Consider the following 19,590-nt stretch of genomic DNA (forward strand, 5'->3'; position numbering starts at 1 on the left):
ATTAGTGCAGCAGGCCGCTGCCGGCCCCGGCCCCGGCCGATAGCATCGCGGTGCCACGCTCCTGCACGGCTTCGATCATGCCGGGCCAGCGCAACGCGGCGGGCACCGCGTGCGCGGCGGGGTCACCGCCGAGCATCGCGCGCACGACGGCACACGCAGCCTCCGTCACGGCCGGCGCGATCAGCCAGCCATGCCGATAGAGACCGTTGACGCGCACGACGCGTGCCTGCTGGTCGACGCGAATCGCCGGCAGATGGTCGGGGCGGGTTGGCCGGCGCTGGACATTGAGTTCGAGTACGCGCGCCTCGCCGAACGCCGGATGCAGCGAATGCGCGGCCGAGAGCAGTTCGAGCGCGGAACGCACGCTCATTGGCGATTCGTCCTCGCTTTCGAGTTCCGTGGCGCCGATCACGTAGAGATCGTTCGGCTTCGGAGCGATATAGATCGGGTAGCGCGGATGCAGCAGTCGCACCGGGCGATGCAGCTTCACATCCGGAGCGTGGACGCGCACCACTTCGCCACGCAGGCCGCGCAGGCCGGGCAGCGACGTCTCGCCGCCCACAGACGCATTGGTCCATGCGGCGCGCGCGCCCAGGCCGCGGCAGTCGAGCACCACGCCAGCGCGAATACCCAGCGCGGGCAAGGCGTCGGCATCGATGTCACCGGCCTCCCAGACGCAGTGCAAGCCCTCGGTCACGGCGCAGCTCAGCAGCGCGTGCAGCGCGCCTCGGTTGTCGAGCTGCCCTTCGCCCTGCAGCAGCAGGCCTTGCGGAAAGCGCCCCGCCAAGGCCGGCTCGATCTGGCCTACGCCTTCGCCGTCGAGCGCGCGCAGGCGTTGCTGCACCAGATCGGGCGGCGCCACGGCACGCATACGCCCCGTGAACAGCGACACCTCGCTGCGGTCACGCGCGTGCCAGACCACCAGCGTGCCGTCCTCCTGGAAGAACACGGGCTCCGGCAATTCGCCGATCCAGGTACGCCAGAGATCGACGCTGGCCATGCCGAGATCGACGATGCGACGCTCGGCAATCGCCGATTCGGCCAGCGGCGCCAGCATGGCTGCCGCCACATGCGCGGCCGAGCCGCTGCCGTCGGGTCCGCCACGCTCGATCAGCGCCACGCGGGCGCCGGCGCGCACGAGCTGCCAGGCGGACAACCGCCCGGCCAGGCCGGCACCGAGGATGGCGACATCGAAGGACTGTACTGCTGTCATGAGATTGTTTGCCGGCGGCATGAGAAAGGTATGTGCCGTCCGGCCTCCGGTTGGGTGAATACCGCCGCGCCGCGTGGGGGCGCCGCGCGCGGGACTCAGGTGCTACGGGTACTGCGGATACTGCCGGGCGCGGCCACAAGGGCCGCACCCGTCTGCACGTCGGCGCAGATAGCGGCTTACGAGTAGATCTTCGAGCCCGTCTTCACGAACTCGATCGACTTCTCCTGCATTCCGCGTTCGGCTTCCGGCAGCGATGCCGCGTAGTCGCGCACTTCCTGCGTGATCTTCATCGAGCAGAACTTCGGCCCGCACATCGAGCAGAAGTGAGCGATCTTGGCGCCTTCGGCCGGCAGCGTGGCGTCGTGGAACGAACGCGCGCGCTCGGGATCGAGACCGAGGTTGAACTGGTCTTCCCAGCGGAACTCGAAGCGCGCCTTGGACAGCGCGTTGTCGCGGAGCTGCGCGCCGGGCCAGCCCTTGGCCAGATCGGCGGCGTGCGCGGCGATCTTGTACGTGATGATGCCCTCGCGCACGTCTTCCTTGTCCGGCAGGCCCAGATGCTCCTTCGGCGTGACGTAGCACAGCATCGCGGTGCCCATCCAGCCGATGTTGGCGGCGCCAATGCCGCTGGTGATGTGGTCATAGCCCGGCGCGATGTCGGTGACCAGCGGTCCCAGCGTGTAGAACGGCGCTTCGTAGCAGTGCTTGAGCTCTTCGTCCATGTTGGCCTGGATGCGCTGCAGCGGCACGTGGCCCGGGCCTTCGATCATCACCTGCACGTCGTGCTCCCACGCCTTGGCGGTCAGTTCGCCAAGCGTGCGCAGTTCGCCGAACTGGGCGTCATCATTCGAATCGGCGATACAGCCCGGACGCAGACCATCACCCAGGCTGAACGACACGTCGTACGCCTTCATGATTTCGCAGATCTCGTCGAAGTGCGTGTACAGGAAGTTTTCCTTGTGGTGCGCCAGGCACCACTTGGCCATGATCGAACCACCGCGCGAGACGATGCCTGTCACGCGGTCGGCCGTCATCGGCACGTAGCGCAGCAGCACGCCGGCGTGGATCGTGAAGTAGTCCACGCCCTGCTCCGCCTGCTCGATCAGCGTGTCGCGGAACATTTCCCAGGTCAGGTCCTCGGCGATACCGCCGGTCTTGTCCAGCGCCTGGTAGATGGGCACCGTGCCGATGGGCACCGGCGAGTTGCGCAGGATCCACTCGCGCGTTTCGTGGATGTGCTTGCCGGTGGACAGATCCATGATGGTGTCGGCGCCCCAGCGGATCGACCACACCATCTTTTCCACTTCCTCGGCCAGCGACGACGTCACTGCCGAATTGCCCAGGTTGCCGTTGATCTTGACGCGGAAGTTGCGGCCGATCGCCATCGGCTCCAGTTCCGTGTGGTTGATGTTGGCCGGAATGATGGCGCGGCCGGCGGCCACTTCGCGGCGCACGAATTCCGGCGTCATGTCTTCCGGACGCAGCGGCAGAGCGGCGCCCAGGGCGTTGCCCGGATGCTGTCGCAGCAGCGCCTTGTACTCGGGCTTGTCGTAGAGCGCCTGCAGGTTCAGCGATTCGCGCAGCGCCACGTATTCCATTTCGGGCGTGATGATGCCCTTGCGTGCGTAGTGCATCTGCGACACGTTCGCGCCGGCCTTGGCGCGACGCGGGTTCGTCAGCTGCGCGAAGCGCAGGTGTGCCGTGGCGGGGTCATTGGCGCGTGCCAGGCCGTACTCCGACGACAGGCCAGTCAGCACCTCGGTGTCGTTGCGCTCTTCGATCCACTTGGCGCGGACGGGCGGCAGGCCGGCCTTCAGGTCGATATGCACGTCCGGATCGCTGTACGGGCCCGAGGTGTCATAGACGGGAATCGGCGGGTTCGCCATCTCGCCCTTCTCGGTGCGCGTGGCGGTCTGCAGGATCGTGCGCAGCGGCACTCGGATGTCCGGCCGGCTGCCGGTGATATAGGTCTTGCTGGAAGCCGGGTAGGCGAATTTCTGGTCGAGATCGCTTTCGAGCGATTCAAACGAAGCAGCGGGGGCAGTACGGGCCATGGGTATCGTCCTCTCTCATGCGGGGATGGACGAAACCAGGAGCCCTGTGAGGTCCGTCGCGAGGCATGGCCGGCGGCGGTGTCCCGTTTGTGCGGATCCATGTGGAAATCCGCGGGACTAGAGCAATTCGGTTCTAGTTGAAACTTCCCACGCCGGTACTAGCCGGATCGGGTTCGAAGGGACTCTCTCAGCCGCCCGGCCCATCCGAACGGCACCCCTGTTTCATCCAACGGGGTGAATTTAAGCACAAGCCCCTGCCTGACGCCAGCCAAAGATCGGTTGCATCTGTCATGCATCACAGTATCGGAATCGACATGTTGCGGTGCACGATAACGGCGGATGCAAGCAGGCTGGCGGGTCTTGTGGCGGGATTCGGCAGTGTTGCGCGCGCCGTTGTTGCCGTACCATGAACCGCATCAGGCCGCCCCCTCGATCGAATTCCGCACGCAGGAGATGCCATGGACGCCACATCCTTTCCCGATGCCGGCAGTGCGCAAACTCATACGGTGTTCAACCAGGTGCCCGATCTGGCGCACTACAACCTGTTCGAGTCGGACCCCGGCCTGCGTGCCGCGCTGGATCGCCTGGGCGGCGCGTGGCACGCCGATACGCTCACCGCATTCGGCGCGCGGCTGGGCGATCCGGAGGTGCAGGCATGGGCCGCGGACGCCAACCGATTCCCCCCCGAGTTGCATACGCACAGCCGCACTGGCGAGCGGATCGACCAGGTGGAATTCCACCCGTCGTGGCACAACCTGCTGGTGCTGCTACGCAGCCAGCAACTTCAGGCCCTGCCCTTCGCCCAACCGCGTCCCGGCGTCTGGGCCGCGCGCACGGTGGGCTACTTCCTGCAGGCCCAGGTTGAATCCGGCTCGCTGTGTCCCACCACGATGACGCTCGCAAGCATTCCGGTCCTGCGCAAGGAACCCGCGTTGTTCTGCGATCTCGAACCGCGCCTCTACGCCACCGAACACGATGCGCGCGACCTGCCGTGGCGCGACAAGACCGCTGTGATGATCGGCATGGGCATGACCGAGAAACAGGGCGGCTCAGACGTGCGCGCCAACACCACGGTGGCGCTGCCCGTGCGCGGCGACGGCCGGGGCGCGGAATACGCGCTGACGGGCCACAAGTGGTTTTTCTCGGCGCCGATGTGCGACGCGCATCTGGTGGTAGCCCGCATGGGCGCGGCCGACGGGCCGCTCTCGTGCTTCTTCGTGCCGCGCTTCCGCGACGACGGCAGCAAGAATCCGATCCTGATCCAGCGGCTCAAGGACAAGCTCGGCAACCGCTCCAACTCGAGCAGCGAAGTCGAGTTCCGCGGCACCACCGGCATCCTGATCGGCGAGGAAGGCCGGGGCATCCCCACGATCATCGAGATGGCCACCAACACGCGGCTCGACTGCGTGATCGGCAGCGCGGCGCTGCTACGGGCCGGCCTGGTGCAGGCACTCCACCATGCGCGGCACCGCATGGCGTTCGGCAGGCTGCTGGCGGACCAGCCGCTGATGCGCAACGTGCTGGCCGACCTGACGCTCGAATCCGAGGCCGCCACACTGATGATGATGGCGCTGGCACATGCCTTCGAACATGCCGACGACGATCCGCTGGCCGCCACCTGGAAGCGCGTGATGACCCCGGCGGCCAAATTCTGGATCTGCAAGCGCGCGCTGGAGGCCACCGGCGAGACGATGGAGGTCTGGGGCGGCAACGGCTACGTGGAGGACGGCCCGATGGCGCGGCTGTATCGCGAAGCGCCGGTCAACTCGATCTGGGAAGGCTCGGGCAACATCATGTGCCTGGATGTCCTGCGCGCGCTCCAGCGTGACCCCGGCGATGGCGCGCGCATCCTGCAGGATCTGGCGCGGCTGTCGAATGGTGACGCCGCCGTGCGCGCGGAGCTGGCGTCGCTGCAGGCGATGCTGCGAGAGCCCGCTGAACAGCTCGAAACCAGCGCGCGACGTTTCGCGCAAGGACTGGTGCTGACCGCGCAGGCTGCGCTGATGATCGCGCACGGCAATGCCGAATCGGCGGCGCTATTCGTTGCAAGCCGGCTTGGCCGCCAGCACGGCCGCGTGTTCGGCACGCTCGACGCCGACGCCAACATGCTGGCGCGCATCGCGGCACGCGCCTGGCCCGCCTGAGGCCACCGAAAAGCAACGACAGTCCGTGCGGAGAGATCGCACGAAAGTTGATGTGCCGCAATTCACTCATCTTCATGGGGATGCGTGCACTCCGTAAATGTTGAGGTGACGGGCAGTCGGCCCGCTGCGAAATCCAAGTCACCCAACGGACGACGCTTGCCTTGCGGCGTGCGTCGAATAGCCCCATGACTATCAGCAAACGTCTGTTACTTACGCTCTCCATTGCACTGCTCGCGCTGCTCTTTGTCGGCATCGGCGGCATCTGGCAAATGAACGAATCGGAGAAACGCCTCGAGTACTTCAACGACAACACGCTCGGCAGCGTCCATGATCTGAATACCGTCGCCGAATCGGTCGCCGCAATGCGTATCGAGTTGTATCGCCACGGCCTCAGCGACGACGCCAAGGGTATGGCCGAGGTCGAGCAACAGTTCGACGAAGCCAGCAAGCGCTTTGACAGGATGATCGACAAGTACGAGCGCGATGACATCTCGGACGAGACGGACCGCGCATTGCTTGCGGCCGATCGCGCCGCGGTCAAACACTATCGTGACCAGGTCCCGGCCTTCTTCGAGCGCTCCCGGACCGGCGACTATGCCGCGGCGAGGCAGATGCTGACGGCCGGCGAGCTGTTCAAGGCCTCCCTGGCGCTGCGTAAAACGGTGGCCGAGCACCTCGAGTACAACACCAAGCAGGGCGGGATCGCCGTGGAGAACAACAAGGCCCAACATGCACGGTCTGTCAGCATTTCCCTGAGCGTGATCGTCATTACCGTCGCCCTTACGGCCATCATGGCGCTGATGCTGTTCCGGCGGATCCGAGGCAGCCTGGCGCAGATCCAGGGCTCGCTCGAATACGTCAGCCGCACGCTCGACCTCGATCATCGTGCCGCCGTGGACCGGCTCGACGAAATCGGCCTTACCGCGCAATCGTTCAACACGCTGCTCGAGCGCGTGGCAGGTACGTTGCGCGACGTACGTCGATCGACCGATTCTGTCGGCGTCGCGGCCGCGCAGATTGCCGCCGGGAACACCGACCTGTCCTCGCGCACGGAACAACAGGCGGCCTCGCTCGAGGAGACCGCCTCGAGCATGGAGCAATTGAGCACGACTGTCCGCCAGAACGCCGACAACGCCCAGCAGGCATCGTCGCTGGCCGGCAACGCCGCGCAGGTGGCAGATCAAGGCAACCAGGCGGTCAATCAGATGGTGGAGACGATGGGCGCGATCAGCACCAGTTCCGGGCGCATCGCCGAGATCACGAACATGATCGAGGGCATTGCGTTCCAGACCAACATCCTCGCGCTCAATGCCGCCGTGGAAGCCGCACGCGCCGGGGAACAGGGCCGCGGATTCGCCGTGGTGGCGGGCGAAGTGCGCAGCCTCGCGCAACGCTCTTCCAGCGCGGCCAAGGAAATCAAGGATCTGATCGAAGCCTCGGCGGAAACCGTGCGTGCCGGCTCCGAGCAGGCGCATGGCGTGGGCAGCACGATGACGGAGATCCAGCAAGCCGTGAGGCGTGTGTCGGACATCATCACGGAGATCTCGGCGGCCTCGCAGGAGCAGAGCACCGGCATCGAGCAGGTGGGACACGCAGTGGGCCAGATGGACCAGGTCACGCAGCAGAACGCGGCGCTGGTCGAAGAAGCCGCCGCCGCCGCGCAGTCGCTTGACGAGCAAGCCAGCAAGCTGCGCGAGATGGTGGGCCAGTTCAGGATGAACGTCTGAGTACGCCGTCCACGGCGGTCACCCGGTACGCCGCCAACGCGGCGGCCTGCGTCAATCGGCCGCCACGGTTTCGAGAATCCGCAACGTCACATGCGGCGCGTAGCGAATCAGGTCGTGGGCGCGCTCGCCGATCATGATTGCCGGCGCGTTTGCGTCACCGCCGATCAGCGTCGGCATGATCGATGCATCCACCACCCGCAGGCCCTCGATGCCGCGCACGCGCAGTTGAGGGTCCACCACCGCCAGCGGGTCCATGCCCATGCGGCAGGTGCCCACCGGCTGACAGGCCGATTGCGCGTGCGCGCGAATCCAGGCCCGCGCGGCTTCGTCATTGCCGCCATCGTCACGCAGTTGGCCCAGCCGCAGATCCTGCCCGCCGAATGCCGCAAGCGGCGCCTGCGCCAGGATACGTCGCGCGATACGCAACCCGTCGAGCAGGCCGTCCATGTCCTGCGGGTCCGACAGATAATGCGGATCGATCAGCGGCGCCTTGCGCGAGTCCGGTGACGCCAGCCGCACCACGCCACGGCTGCGCGGGCGCAGCACACTGGCATGGCACGCGTAGCCATGCCCCAGGCGCAGGCGGCGCGTCTCGTCGTCGACGAGCCCCACCACGAAACGCAATTGCAAGTCGGGCTCGGCCAGCCCGGGGCGGCTGCGCACGAAGGCGCCTGCTTCGGCCAGGTTCGATGTCAGCATGCCCGATCGCCCGCGCCGATAGCGCAGGCTTTCACCAATCAGCCGGAATGCGCTGCCCAGCGAGATGCCGAACAGCTCGGACGCACGCACGCGTCTTTGCACCGAGACATCCACGTGATCCTGCAGATTGGCGCCAACGCCTGGCAGGTCGTGGACCACCGGAATGCCAAGCTCGCGCAGATGCATCATCGGCCCCACGCCGGAAGCCATCAGTAGTTGCGGAGACCCGAACGCGCCCGCGGCAAGGATCACCTCCCGGCGCGCGCGGATTTCCAGTTCCTTGCCGTCGCGCCACGCAACGACGCCCACCGCACGCCTGCGCTCGAACAGCACGCGCAGCACCTGCACCCCCGTCAGCACGTGCAGGTGGCTGCGTCCGCCGTTGCTGGTCCGGTTGCGGGCATTTCCGCCGTGCAGATAGGCACGCGCGGCATTCCATCGCTCGCCATTGTGCTGGGTCACCTGATACCAGCCCACGCCTTCCTGCTCATCACCGTTGAAGTCGCCGTTGCGCACGATGCCGGCACGCTGTGCTGCGTCGATGAAATGGTGCGCGAACGGGTTCGGCGAGCGCAGGTCGCTGACGTGCAGCGGCCCGGTGCCGCCGTGAAGCGGATCGTCGTCCTCGCCGGCCAGACGCGCGTTGCACTCGGCGCGGCGGAAATACGGCAGCACGTCGTCCCACGACCAGCCGTCGCAGCCGGCATCGGCCCAGGCGTCGTAGTCGGCCGGGCGGCCGCGCGTGTAAATCATGGCGGAGATCAAGGATGAGCCGCCGAGGCCGCGTCCACGCGGCTGGCTGACTCGCCTGCCGTCCAGCCCTTCCTGCGGAACGGTCCGGTATCCGACGTTGCGCGAGCCGGCCCGTGGCAGGAACGCAGCGCCCGCAGCGGGTGTGCGTACCAGCACATGGTGATCGTGGCCGCCTGCCTCGAGCAGCGCGATACTGTCGTTGCCACTGTCGGCCAGCCGCCCGGCCAGCGCGCATCCGGCCGAGCCGGCGCCCACGACGAGATAGTCAAAGGTCGCTTCCATCTGTCTCCTCGCGTGTCGGTGTCCGTACTGCCAGTCCCCAGCGGACGCGTGTCGCGAGAATCCAGTGTAGGCGCTGGCGCGGGGGGTCGTGAAGCGCGGCGATGTCACTCCCCCAAACCCGGTCGCCGCGCGGTGTTTGGTAGTCGCCCTCCATTGCGATAACCGCGCGGCTGGCTTATGGTGGCCGATGGCCTGCGGGCTGCCGCCCCGCCCCGGAACCAAACCGTGTCCCAGAAGGAGACCGCCAATGAGAGAAGTGCCCGCCATGTCGTCCTTGTTTGATGCAATGCGCGCAGCCTCGCGGCACGACCAGACACCACCATGGGATGTGCGGGCCGACCGGCTGCGCCGCTTGCGCAGGCTCGTGCAGGCCAATCATGAAGCCATCGCCGCAGCCATCAGCGCGGACTTCACCAACCGTCCGCGTCAGGAGACCGCTCTGCTGGAAGTGTTTCCGAGCATGGCCGGGATCGATGACGCATTGCGGCACGGCAAGCGCTGGATGCGCGTGCGCCGCGCCAGCACCGGCCTCTGGTTCAAGCCTGGCCGCTCGCGCCTGATGCCGCAGCCGCTTGGCGTGGTTGGTATCGTGGTGCCGTGGAACTACCCGCTGTACCTGACCATCGGGCCGCTGACCGGCGCGCTGGCGGCCGGCAATCGCGCTATGGTCAAGCTGTCGGAGTACACGCCGCGCTTCTCCGCGTTGTTCGCGCAACTGGTGCAGGCGGCCTTCGCGCCCGACGAGGTGGCCGTGATCAACGGCGACGCCGAAGTGGCCGCCGCCTTCAGCACCCTGCCGTTCGACCACCTGCTGTTCACGGGCTCAACCAATGTCGGCCACCATGTGATGCGGGCCGCTGCGGCGAACCTCACGCCGGTCACGCTGGAACTGGGCGGCAAGTCACCCGCGATCATCGGGCCGCACGCGGATTTCGAGCGGGCCGTGGAGCGGATCCTGGTGGGCAAGCTGCTGAACGCGGGCCAGACCTGCATCGCGCCCGACTACGTGCTGGTGCAAGCCGACCAACGCGACCGCTTCGCCGAGGCGGCTCGCCGCTGCGTCAGCCGGCTTTATCCCGATATCGCGCGCAACCCCGACTACACCAGCATCATCAGCCCACGTCACTTCGACCGGCTGGAGTCGATGATCGCCGCCGCTACCGCGGCGGGGGCGCAGGCAGTGCCGCTGACCGACGCCACGCCGGACGCCGCCGCGCGCCGCCTGCCGCCGGTGCTGCTGACGGATGTGCCGGACAACGTGATGGCGATGCAGGAGGAGATCTTCGGGCCGGTACTGCCCGTGGTGACGTATCGCAGCATCGAGGACGCGATCGGCTTCGTGAACGCGCGCCCACGCCCGCTGGCGCTTTATGTGTTCGATAAGTCGGGGGATGTGGTGGACCGTGTGATGCGCCAGACCGTAGCCGGCGGCGTGACCGTCAACGACACGCTATTCCATATCGCCCAGGACGACCTGCCATTTGGCGGCGTCGGCCCGAGCGGCATGGGCGTCTATCACGGCAAGGCCGGCTTCGAGACGTTCTCGAAGCTCAAGCCGATCTTCCATCAGGCCGGCCTCAATGGCGCCGGGCTGCTCAAGCCGCCCTATGGCAAGCGGTTCGAGTCGATGTTGAAGCTGCTGCTGCGCTGACAACGCCCCGCTCCCGCGCTACGGGAACGGGCGTATTTCCCACCTTCAAGCCGCCAGCATCGGCTTGCCCAGCATCTTCGACAACACAGCCTCGGGCGAGTGCGTGCGGTCACCAATGGCGGCGGGGTCCAGGTAGATGGTCTGTTCCATCATGGCCTTGCCGCGCATGGCCGCATGGAGAAGCTGGTCGCTGAACACGATCCAGGTCGAACCCGGCGGGAACTGGAATTCCTGTTGCGGCACCGACTTCTGGTAGTCGAGATCGGCCTTGGCCAGATCATGCAGTTGCAGCATGCGATGGTCGTACTCGCTGCGCGCGCGCTTGGTGATGTGCAGCGTCTTCATCAGCCAGGATTGACCGGGCCACATCCCGTGGGTCTTCGGCACGAAGTGGCCCGCGAAATCGGCGAATGGCTCGCCCACGCGCCAGACGCGCGGTGCCTCCGGATCGATGTTGTGGAACACGCGCAGCAGGCGCTTGCCAAGCAGCGGATTCGAAGGGAATGCATCGACGTGCAGGCGCGTATCGTCCTTGCGCCAGCTCACCGGGCGTCCGGCGATCTCGCTCGGCCGCAGCGAGGTACCCGCGCGCGTCATGTGCGGCCCATACTCGGGGAACAGCGCGTGGATCAGCGACTCAGTCGATTCGGCGTACCGACGGATCAGGTTGTAGAGATCGGTCAGGTCCTGCTGGGTACCCGCCGCGCCGCGCACGGCGCCTTCGTTGGCACGCAGGTTGATGTTCTTCGACTTGCCGTCCGAGTAGCGGCTATCGAGAAAACGCTCTTCTCCCGGCGCAAATCGGAAATGCAGGTTCGGGAAATACAGCACGGCGCCCTGTTCCAGTTCACGGCGCAGCTTCGCTTGCGTCTCCGGCGAGACTTCGGGCGACCAGTCGGTGTAGGGCTGAGTACGGATCAGATCCAGAGACATAGCCATTCCATTAAGTTCGGATTGGACCGGATTTTACCCCTACTGGGCCCGAGGTCTTGTGCAGCAAGATCAACAAAAAACCCCGCTCGCTCCCGAGGGACCGGCGGGGGCTTGATCCGGCAGAACGCCCGGACGCAGCAGCAGGCGCTTACAGGCCGGCGGCAGCGCGCAGAATCGCGGCCTTGTCCGTGGCTTCCCACGAGAACTCCGGCTCCTCGCGGCCGAAGTGGCCGTAGGCGGCAGTCTTCTCGTAGATCGGACGCAGCAGGTCCAGCATCTGGACGATGCCCTTCGGACGCAGGTCGAAATGCTCCTGAACCAGCGCGGCGATCTTCTCGTCGGAGATCTTGCCGGTGCCTTCGGTGTACACGGTCACGTTGATCGGGCGGGCCACGCCGATCGCGTAGCTGACCTGCACCTGGCACTGGCGCGCCAGGCCGGCGGCCACGACGTTCTTGGCCACGTAGCGCGCGGCGTAGGCGGCCGAACGATCCACCTTCGACGGATCCTTGCCCGAGAACGCACCGCCACCGTGCGGCGAAGCGCCACCATAGGTATCGACGATGATCTTGCGGCCGGTCAGGCCGCAATCGCCTTGCGGGCCACCGATTACGAAACGGCCGGTCGGGTTCACCAGGTACTTGGTTTCCTTGAGCATCTCGGCCGGCAGCACCGGCTTGATGATCTCTTCGATCACGGCTTCACGGATCTGTGCCTGCGAGATGTCCGGCGCGTGCTGGGTTGACAGCACCACGGTATCCACGCTGTGCGGACGGCCGTCCACGTAGCGCACGGTCACCTGCGACTTGGCGTCGGGACGCAGCCAGGGCAGGCGGCCGTCACGGCGCAGCAGCGACTGGCGCTCCACCAGGCGGTGCGAGTAGTAGATCGGGAACGGCATCAGTTCCGGCGTTTCGTCGCAGGCATAGCCGAACATCAGGCCCTGGTCGCCAGCGCCCTGGTTCAGGTAGTCGTCCGACGCGCGGTCGACGCCCTGGGCGATGTCGGGCGATTGCTTGTCGTAGGCCACCAGCACGGCGCAGCCCTTGTAGTCGATGCCGTACTCGGTGTTGTCGTAACCGATGCGCTTGATGGTTTCGCGCGCGACCTGGATGTAGTCGACGTTGGCGGTCGTGGTGATTTCACCCGCCAGCACGACAAGTCCCGTATTGCAAAGCGTCTCGGCCGCCACGCGGGCGTACTTGTCCTGGGCAAGGATCGCGTCCAGGACAGCATCCGAAATCTGGTCGGCTACTTTATCGGGATGGCCTTCGGAGACAGATTCCGAAGTAAAGAGGAAATCGTTCGACACGATCTGGTTTCTCCAAGTTGGCTATTGCGTGCCAGCCTCGGGAAACGATGCGGCGACGCTTTAGCGGTATTTTCAGGCCCCTCGGGTAGAGCGGCATCGCCCCGCAAGTTGTCAGTTAACTCGGCGATGCAGCTATTATACGCGCCTGCCGGCCTCGCTGCAGCGTGCCATGTTGGGTATGCCACAGGCAGCGGCCGACGCGAACCCGATATTGTTATTCTCGGCCGGCACGCTGCCGAATTTAGCCCTGACGGCGTCATGACATTTATTTTCTGGCTGATTTCCCGCTTACCACTGCGCGCGCTCCACGCGATCGGCGGCGCCCTGGGACTGCTGGCGGCGCGGCTGCCTGGCCGCTATGGACGCAGACTGGAGGAGAACTTCCGCCACGCCTATCCGGATGCATCCGACGCCATGCTGGCGGAAGCCGCGCGCCATTCGGGCCGGCTGATCATGGAAATGCCGTACTTCTGGAGCCGCAAGTCCATCACGGTCCGCACGGACAACTTCGACGATCATCTCTGGCCAGAACTGGCCCGCCTGGAGTCGGCCGGCAATGGCGTGATCGTCCTGACGCCGCATCTGGGCTGCTTCGAGGTGCTGCCCCAGTCGTACGCGCGCCTGCGCCGTGTCACCGCGATGTTCAAGCCGCCGCACCAGGCATGGCTGCGCGAGTTCGTCGAACGGATGCGCAGCCGGCCCAACATGGCGATGGCCCCGGCCAATCCACGCGGCGTGCGGATGCTGGTCAAGGCCCTGAAGCGCGGCGAAGCGGTCGGCATCCTGCCCGATCAGGTGCCAAGCGGCGGCGAGGGCACCTGGGCGCCATTCTTCGACAAGCCAGCCTATTCGATGACGCTGGTGCACCGGCTGCAGCAATTGACAAAGGCCCCAGTGGTGATGGTCTATGCCGAACGCCTGCCGAAGGGCGCGGGCTATCGCGGCCACCTGCGCATCCTGAGCGATGGCGGGATGCTGCCCGAGGATCCCGCTGCGGCGTCGGCCGTGATCAATGCGGCTATCGAAGACTTGATCACTATCGACCCGACCCAGTACCTGTGGGGGTATAACCGCTACAAGTGTCCAAGCGGCGCGGAATTGCCGCCGGACACGATCGCCACCACACAGGCCACTACACGTGCCACTACACAGGCCACAACCAACAACAACATTCAATGAGCCGGATCTTCACGTGGCTCGGCATCGGTCTGCTGACGGTGCTGGGCAAACTCCCCTACCCGTTCGTGGCCCGCTTCGGCGAGGCGCTGGGCAGCATTCTGTTCATGATCCCAAACCCGCGCCGCGAAGTGGTGCGGGCCAACCTTCGGCTGTGCTTCCCGGACAAGACCGATGCGGAAATCGAGGCGATGTCGCGCGAGACCTACCGCAAGGTCTTCCGCAGCTTTGCCGAGGGCGGCATCTTCTGGACCTGCAACGAGAAAAAGATGCGCCAGCTGGTGCAGATCAACGACCAGGGCAACCTGCCCTCGCTCGACGGCTCGCCCCATATCCTGGTGACACTGCACCTGTCCGGCCTGGAAGCCGGCGCGATTCGCCTGACGATGCACCTGCGCGACACCGTGGGCCGCTCGGGCGCCTCGCTCTACACGGTGCAGAAAAACGCGCTGTTCGATGACTTCCTGAAGGTCGCGCGCGGCCGCTTTGGCGCCAACATGATTTCGCGCAACGACAGCGTGCGCAACATCCTCCGCGTGCTGAAGAAGGGCGAGGCCCTGCAGTTGATCTCCGACATGGACTTCGGCGAGCGCGACTCCGAGTTCGTGCCGTTCTTCGGTGTGGAGGCGCTGACCCTGACATCGGTCTCCCGGCTGGCCCGGCTTGCGGGTGCCAAGGTCGTACCCATCTACACCGAGCAGTTGCCGGACTACAAGGGGTATGTACTGCACATCCTGCCGCCTTGGGACGACTATCCCGGCGAAAGCGTCACCGACGATACACGGCGCATGAACGCGTTCTTCGAGGACGCCATCCGTCCGCGCGTGCCCGACTACTACTGGGTGCACAAACGCTTCAAGCACCGCCCGCCCGGCGAACCTGACATCTACTGATTACAATTCCGGACATGAAACTCCAGTTCACCAAGATGCACGGCGCCGGCAACGATTTCATCGTGCTGGACGGCATTCACCAGAAGCTCGACCTGACCGACGCGCAATGGCGCGCGCTGGCGAATCGCCATTTCGGCATCGGCGCCGACCAGATCCTGATCGTCGAAAAATCTTCGCGCGACGATGTGGATTTCCGCTACCGGATCGTCAACGCGGACGGCGGCGAAGTCGAACACTGCGGCAACGGCGCCCGTTGCTTCGTCCGCTTCGTCACGGACCGTGGCATGACCGACAAGCAGTCGGTCCGCGTGGAAGTCATGAACGGCGTCATCACGCTGAAGCTGCAGGACGACGGTCAGGTGACGGTGGACATGGGCGAGCCCGAACTCACGCCCGCCCGCGTGCCATTCATCGCCGACGGCCTGCCGACGCGCACCGAAGCCCAGGACACGCTCTATGGTCTCGAAGTCAACGGCCGCACCGAGTGGATCTCGCCCGTGTCGATGGGCAATCCGCACGCGGTGCAGATCGTGGACGACGTAGAGCAATTCCCGGTGCTTCAGGACGGCCCGGTCATCGAGCACCACAAGTCGTTCCCGAACCGGGTCAATGCCGGATTCATGCAGATCGTCGACCGCAACACGGTGCGGCTGCGCGTGTTCGAACGCGGCGCGGGCGAAACGCTGGCGTGCGGCACGGGCGCCTGCGCGGCCGTGGTGGCTGGCATCCGCCGCGGCTTGCTGGACTCTCCGGTCAAGGTGCACACCCACGGCGGCGACCTGACCATCGCGTGGCAAGGCACTGGCCAGCCCGTGCAGATGACGGGCCCCGCGACGACCGTGTTCGAAGGCACTATTGACCTCTCCACGCTGCCTGCCTGACCATTGAGGCTCGCAGACACACGGGGCCGACCCGGCCCCGTCTTCGGGAGCACCAATGAAGCTGGACGATTTCTGCATCACCTCGGGCAAGGGGTTCAAGCTTGCCGCCTTCGACCCGGAGAGCAAGCCGTTCTCCTTGGGGGAAAAGGACGCTGACGTTGCGCATGTTGCCGACCTGTCGGCACGACTCGATGCGGAGCAGGACATTTTCTACGCTGAGCACCGTCGCAAACTGTTGTTCATCCTGCAGGGCATGGACACCAGCGGCAAGGACGGCACCGTGCGCTCGGTCTTCCGGAATTTCGACCCACTAGGCGTGCGTGTCGCCAGCTTCAAGGCCCCTACGGCAGAGGAACTGGCGCGCGACTATTTGTGGCGCGTGCACCTGCAGGTTCCACGCCAGGGCGAGATCGCCATCTTCAACCGCAGCCACTATGAAGACGTGCTGATCACGCGCGTGCATGGCTGGATCGACGACGAGGAATGCGAGCGCCGCTTCCGCCAGATCCGCGCGTTCGAGGAGATGTTGACGGAGACCGGGACGACGATCATCAAATGCTTCCTGCACATTTCGAAAGCCGAGCAGAAGCGGCGACTCGAGGACCGCATCGCCGATCCGCAGAAGCACTGGAAGTTCGACATGCAGGATCTGGCTGAGCGCAAGTACTGGAAGGAGTACCAGCAGAGCTACGAGGCCGCAATCGCCGCCACGGCCACGCCGGCGTGTCCCTGGTACATCGTGCCCGCCGATTCTAAAAGCCACCGCAACCTGATGGTCGCGGAGATCCTTGCGGATGTGTTCCACAAACTCAAGCCAAGCTATCCGCCGCCCAAACCCGAGCTGGCAAAGGTGACCGTGGAATAGGCGACCGGATCAGTCGTTGCCGCCGTTGCCACGATGCACGTCGTGGGTAACGAACGGGTGGTCCGGCCCCGGCATGGCCAGCCACTTCGGGTGCTTGAGCGTTTCGCGAATGTCCTCGAGGCCGCTGGCCCAATGCTCGTGCATCGTCAGCACGCCGAACTGGTAATCCTTCGCGCTGCCCTCGAACGACTTGTCACGATAGATCAGTTGAATCACGTTGCGCCGTGCGTCGCAGGCATGGTCCGCTGCCCGCTGATACCACGGGTCGTTGCGCTTTGACTGTGGCACCAGCGCCAGCACTTCGCCAAGCATCCGGCGATAGTTCTGCTGCTCGCGCATGTAGTCGGTGATGGCCCGCGTGCGGCTGGAGTACTGGATATCTTTCTGGCGCTCGACCACGTCCTGCAGATTGTGCGGCAGCCCGCCACGGGCGCTCCACAGGTCCACCTGGAAAATCAGCGCATCGCGTCGCGGCTGGGCGGTCAGCACCTCTTGCAGGGGCGTGTTCGATACGAGCCCGCCGTCCCAGTAGTACTCGCCATCGATCTCGATCGCCGGGAATCCCGGCGGCAGCGCGCCCGATGCCATGAAATGCTCGGGACGCAGCGTGGTGCGCGTGTTGTCGAAGTAGGCGAAGTTGCCCGTGTGGACGTTGACGGCGCCCACCGACACGCGCATCCCCTTTGGATGATTGATCCGGTCGAAATCGGCAAACCGCTCGAGCGTGGATTTCAACGGCGCGGTGTCGTAGTAGCTGACCCGCGTGGGGTCTTCGAAATGCGCCCAGAGGTCGGTCACCGCGCGCGGCGAGAAGAAGCCGCGTTGTCCCTCCACGATCGCACGCGCGGCGTTGAAGCTGTCGAACCAGATTCGCATCGGCTCGGGCCACGTCGGCGCGGAGTCGCTGAGCATCTCCAGTGGCAGCCCGGGCAACCACGGCTGGGCGCAGATGTATTCCCAGAACGCGCGCAGTTGCGCCACGCGCGTCTCGGGAGGATTGCCGGCAATGACGGCCGCGTTGAGCGCGCCGATCGAGATGCCCGCGATCCAGTTGGGATGGATGCCCCCTTCGGCCAGCCCCTGGTAGACGCCGGCCTGATAGGAACCAAGCGCGCCACCGCCCTGCAGCACCAGCGCGCGGATCGCGTAGGCCTCGTGCGGCGGCCCGTCCCCGGGCTCGACCGGCTGGCCGCAATGCTCGCTGAGCACCGAGCCACGCGCACTGGCGCCGCGTTTCGCCCGCTCCGGTGTGGCCGGTGACGATGAATCCTGCGGCGGACCACCCTGTTCGCCGATTTCCCTTTGGATCGCTTCCTTGTTTCGCCGCTTGACCGCCACGCCATGCTCCCAAAAAGAAACGGCCCCATCCGGGGCCGTGTTCGTTGTCAGACGCCGTACTTCTGACGATAGGCTGCCACAGCCTCCCGGGAGTTCCCGAGCGACGGGTCTTTCGACGCATCCAGATACGCCAGCAGGTCCTTGAGCGTGGCGATCGCGATCACCGGAATGCCGTACTCGCGCTGCACATCCTGCACCGCCGAATGCGTGCCGATGTTGTCGGCCGTGCCGCTCTTTTCCATGCGGTCCAGCGCGATCAGCACGGCAGCAGGCTCGGCGCCCGCGGCGCGAATCAGTTGCATCGACTCGCGCACCGAGGTACCGGCGGAGATCACGTCGTCGATGATCACGACCTTGCCCTGAAGCTTGGCGCCGACCAGTGTGCCGCCTTCGCCATGGTCCTTCGCTTCCTTGCGGTTGTAGGAGAAGCCGACGTCACGTCCCATGCCGGCCAGCGCCACCGCCGTGGCGGATGCCAGGGTGATGCCCTTGTAGGCCGGCCCGAACAGCACGTCGAACTGCACGCCCGATTCCAGCAGGGTCTTCGCGTAGAATTGCGCCACCTGGCCCAGCATCGCGCCCTGGTTGAACAGACCGGCGTTGAAGAAGTACGGCGACTTGCGGCCAGCCTTGGTCACGAACTCGCCGAAGGACAGTACGCCTGCGTCCAGTGCAAAGCGGATGAAGGACTGACTGAGGTCGTCCGGCGTCGTCTGCTGCGTCATCTTTTCTCTCTGAATTCAAAATTTCCCGAGATGTTACGGATTATCAGCGCCAACCTCAACGGCATCCGCTCCGCCTCCAAGAAGGGCTTCTTCGAGTGGATGGGCAAGCAGGAAGCAGACATGGTCTGCGTTCAGGAACTCAAGGCCCAGGAAGCCGACATGACCGAAGCGTTCCTGGCGCCACACGGCTATCACGGCTACTTCCACTATGCCGAGAAAAAAGGCTACAGCGGCGTGGGCGTCTATACCCGCCACAAGCCGGAGCGCGTGATCATCGGCTTCGGCAATACGGAGTTCGATGCTGAGGGCCGCTACGTCGAAGTGCAGTATCCGCACCTCGCCGTGATCTCGGTCTACGTGCCTTCCGGCTCAAGCTCGGAGGAACGCCAGCAGGCCAAGTTCCGTTTTATGGAAGCCTTCCTGCCGCACCTGCTGGAGCTGAAAGCCAGCGGCCGCGAGATCGTGCTGTGCGGTGACGTGAACATTGCCCACAAGGAAATCGACATCAAGAACTGGAAGGGCAACCTGAAAAACTCCGGCTTCCTGCCCGAGGAGCGCGCCTGGATCGGCGAACTGTTCGACAACCACGGCTATGTCGACGTATTCCGCCAGCTGGACCCGCGCCCCGAACAGTACACATGGTGGAGCAACCGCGGTCAGGCGTACGCGAAGAACGTGGGGTGGCGCATCGATTACCACCTGACCACGGCGAAAATCGCGGCTACCGCCAAGGCTACGTCGATCTACAAGGACGAGAAGTTCAGCGACCACGCCCCGCTGTCGATCGATTACGATTTTCCGTTGTGATGTGCGCATCCCCCGGTGCAACGCCGGGGGTGCCGTCCGCTTTCAGATGGCGCGCATCTCGTCGAGCAGGTTCGGGTGACGGTCCCGCAGCTTCAGCCGACTGATCGGATGGCAGCGGCCGCCACTCTCGCGTAAAC

At 65.4% G+C, this 19,590-nt stretch carries 15 protein-coding genes and 1 riboswitch; of the genes, 8 read left to right on the plus strand and 7 right to left on the minus strand.

Translation table 11 applies throughout. The features are described 5' to 3' along the window. Position 1 precedes the first annotated feature (1 nt). The gene (locus RN01_RS18415; protein WP_223277301.1) at positions 2 to 1,213 is read right to left on the minus strand and encodes an FAD-dependent oxidoreductase; all 1,212 of its coding nucleotides are present in this window, start codon (positions 1,211 to 1,213) and stop codon (positions 2 to 4) included. Positions 1,214 to 1,389: 176 nt separating this feature from the next. Then, positions 1,390 to 3,273, minus strand: coding sequence for a phosphomethylpyrimidine synthase ThiC (gene thiC / locus RN01_RS18420; RefSeq protein ID WP_175582377.1), 1,884 nt, complete (start codon positions 3,271 to 3,273; stop codon positions 1,390 to 1,392). A 121-nt stretch (positions 3,274 to 3,394) separates the two neighbouring features. Continuing rightward, positions 3,395 to 3,496, minus strand: a riboswitch (TPP riboswitch). A 229-nt stretch (positions 3,497 to 3,725) separates the two neighbouring features. On the opposite strand from thiC, the gene RN01_RS18425 reads away from it, so the two are divergent. Together RN01_RS18425 and RN01_RS18430 are read left to right on the plus strand one after the other, a co-directional pair. Beyond that, positions 3,726 to 5,411 carry an acyl-CoA dehydrogenase family protein gene (locus tag RN01_RS18425; RefSeq protein WP_024569276.1) on the plus strand — a complete coding sequence of 562 codons (1,686 nt, stop codon included), beginning with the start codon at positions 3,726 to 3,728 and terminating at the stop codon, positions 5,409 to 5,411. A gap of 185 nt (positions 5,412 to 5,596) precedes the next feature. After that, a complete protein-coding gene (locus RN01_RS18430; RefSeq protein WP_017515121.1) occupies positions 5,597 to 7,138 on the plus strand; it encodes a methyl-accepting chemotaxis protein in 1,542 nt (513 codons plus the stop codon). Positions 7,139 to 7,189: 51 nt separating this feature from the next. Here the strand turns inward: RN01_RS18430 and RN01_RS18435 are convergent, their stop codons facing one another. Next, complete coding sequence (locus RN01_RS18435; protein WP_024569275.1) at positions 7,190 to 8,872, minus strand: GMC family oxidoreductase; 1,683 nt, start codon at positions 8,870 to 8,872, stop codon at positions 7,190 to 7,192. 247 nt (positions 8,873 to 9,119) lie between these two features. Here RN01_RS18435 and RN01_RS18440 point away from each other — a divergent pair, with 247 nt between their 5' ends. Then, positions 9,120 to 10,523 (plus strand): coniferyl aldehyde dehydrogenase, encoded by a 1,404-nt coding sequence (locus tag RN01_RS18440; RefSeq protein WP_024569274.1) that lies wholly within the window; start codon positions 9,120 to 9,122, stop codon positions 10,521 to 10,523. A 45-nt stretch (positions 10,524 to 10,568) separates the two neighbouring features. Here the strand turns inward: RN01_RS18440 and RN01_RS18445 are convergent, their stop codons facing one another. Both RN01_RS18445 and metK read right to left on the minus strand, forming a co-directional pair. Next, positions 10,569 to 11,462, minus strand: coding sequence for a Kdo hydroxylase family protein (locus RN01_RS18445; protein ID WP_024569273.1), 894 nt, complete (start codon positions 11,460 to 11,462; stop codon positions 10,569 to 10,571). A 142-nt stretch (positions 11,463 to 11,604) separates the two neighbouring features. After that, positions 11,605 to 12,768 (minus strand): methionine adenosyltransferase, encoded by a 1,164-nt coding sequence (metK, locus tag RN01_RS18450; RefSeq protein WP_008648556.1) that lies wholly within the window; start codon positions 12,766 to 12,768, stop codon positions 11,605 to 11,607. A 258-nt stretch (positions 12,769 to 13,026) separates the two neighbouring features. On the opposite strand from metK, the gene RN01_RS18455 reads away from it, so the two are divergent. From RN01_RS18455 to RN01_RS18470, 4 genes are read left to right on the plus strand one after another with little or no spacing between them, the layout of a single operon-like run. Next, the gene (locus tag RN01_RS18455) at positions 13,027 to 13,947 is read left to right on the plus strand and encodes a lysophospholipid acyltransferase family protein (RefSeq protein WP_017511587.1); all 921 of its coding nucleotides are present in this window, start codon (positions 13,027 to 13,029) and stop codon (positions 13,945 to 13,947) included. Beyond that, complete coding sequence (locus tag RN01_RS18460; RefSeq protein WP_011515067.1) at positions 13,944 to 14,837, plus strand: lipid A biosynthesis lauroyl acyltransferase; 894 nt, start codon at positions 13,944 to 13,946, stop codon at positions 14,835 to 14,837. The genes RN01_RS18455 and RN01_RS18460 overlap by 4 nt, the downstream gene beginning before the upstream one ends. A 14-nt stretch (positions 14,838 to 14,851) precedes the next feature. After that, entirely contained in the window at positions 14,852 to 15,718 is an 867-nt protein-coding gene (dapF, locus tag RN01_RS18465) for a diaminopimelate epimerase (protein ID WP_017511586.1), read from the plus strand. A gap of 55 nt (positions 15,719 to 15,773) precedes the next feature. Beyond that, positions 15,774 to 16,583: a polyphosphate kinase 2 family protein gene (locus RN01_RS18470; RefSeq protein ID WP_017511585.1), complete on the plus strand. Its 810-nt coding sequence runs from the start codon at positions 15,774 to 15,776 to the stop codon at positions 16,581 to 16,583. Between the two features lie 9 nt (positions 16,584 to 16,592). Here RN01_RS18470 and RN01_RS18475 read toward each other — a convergent pair whose 3' ends face one another. Continuing rightward, positions 16,593 to 17,921 carry a patatin-like phospholipase family protein gene (locus tag RN01_RS18475; RefSeq protein WP_011515064.1) on the minus strand — a complete coding sequence of 443 codons (1,329 nt, stop codon included), beginning with the start codon at positions 17,919 to 17,921 and terminating at the stop codon, positions 16,593 to 16,595. A gap of 47 nt (positions 17,922 to 17,968) precedes the next feature. After that, positions 17,969 to 18,646 (minus strand): orotate phosphoribosyltransferase, encoded by a 678-nt coding sequence (gene pyrE / locus RN01_RS18480; RefSeq protein WP_008647201.1) that lies wholly within the window; start codon positions 18,644 to 18,646, stop codon positions 17,969 to 17,971. A 30-nt stretch (positions 18,647 to 18,676) separates the two neighbouring features. Here pyrE and RN01_RS18485 point away from each other — a divergent pair, with 30 nt between their 5' ends. Next, on the plus strand, positions 18,677 to 19,453 hold the full coding sequence (locus RN01_RS18485; RefSeq protein ID WP_017511584.1) for an exodeoxyribonuclease III: 777 nt from the start codon (positions 18,677 to 18,679) through the stop codon (positions 19,451 to 19,453). The last annotated feature ends 137 nt before the right edge of the window (positions 19,454 to 19,590 follow it).

The organism is Cupriavidus sp. SHE, from assembly GCF_000812445.1.
In the GTDB taxonomy this organism is placed as follows: Bacteria; Pseudomonadota; Gammaproteobacteria; order Burkholderiales; family Burkholderiaceae; genus Cupriavidus; species Cupriavidus metallidurans.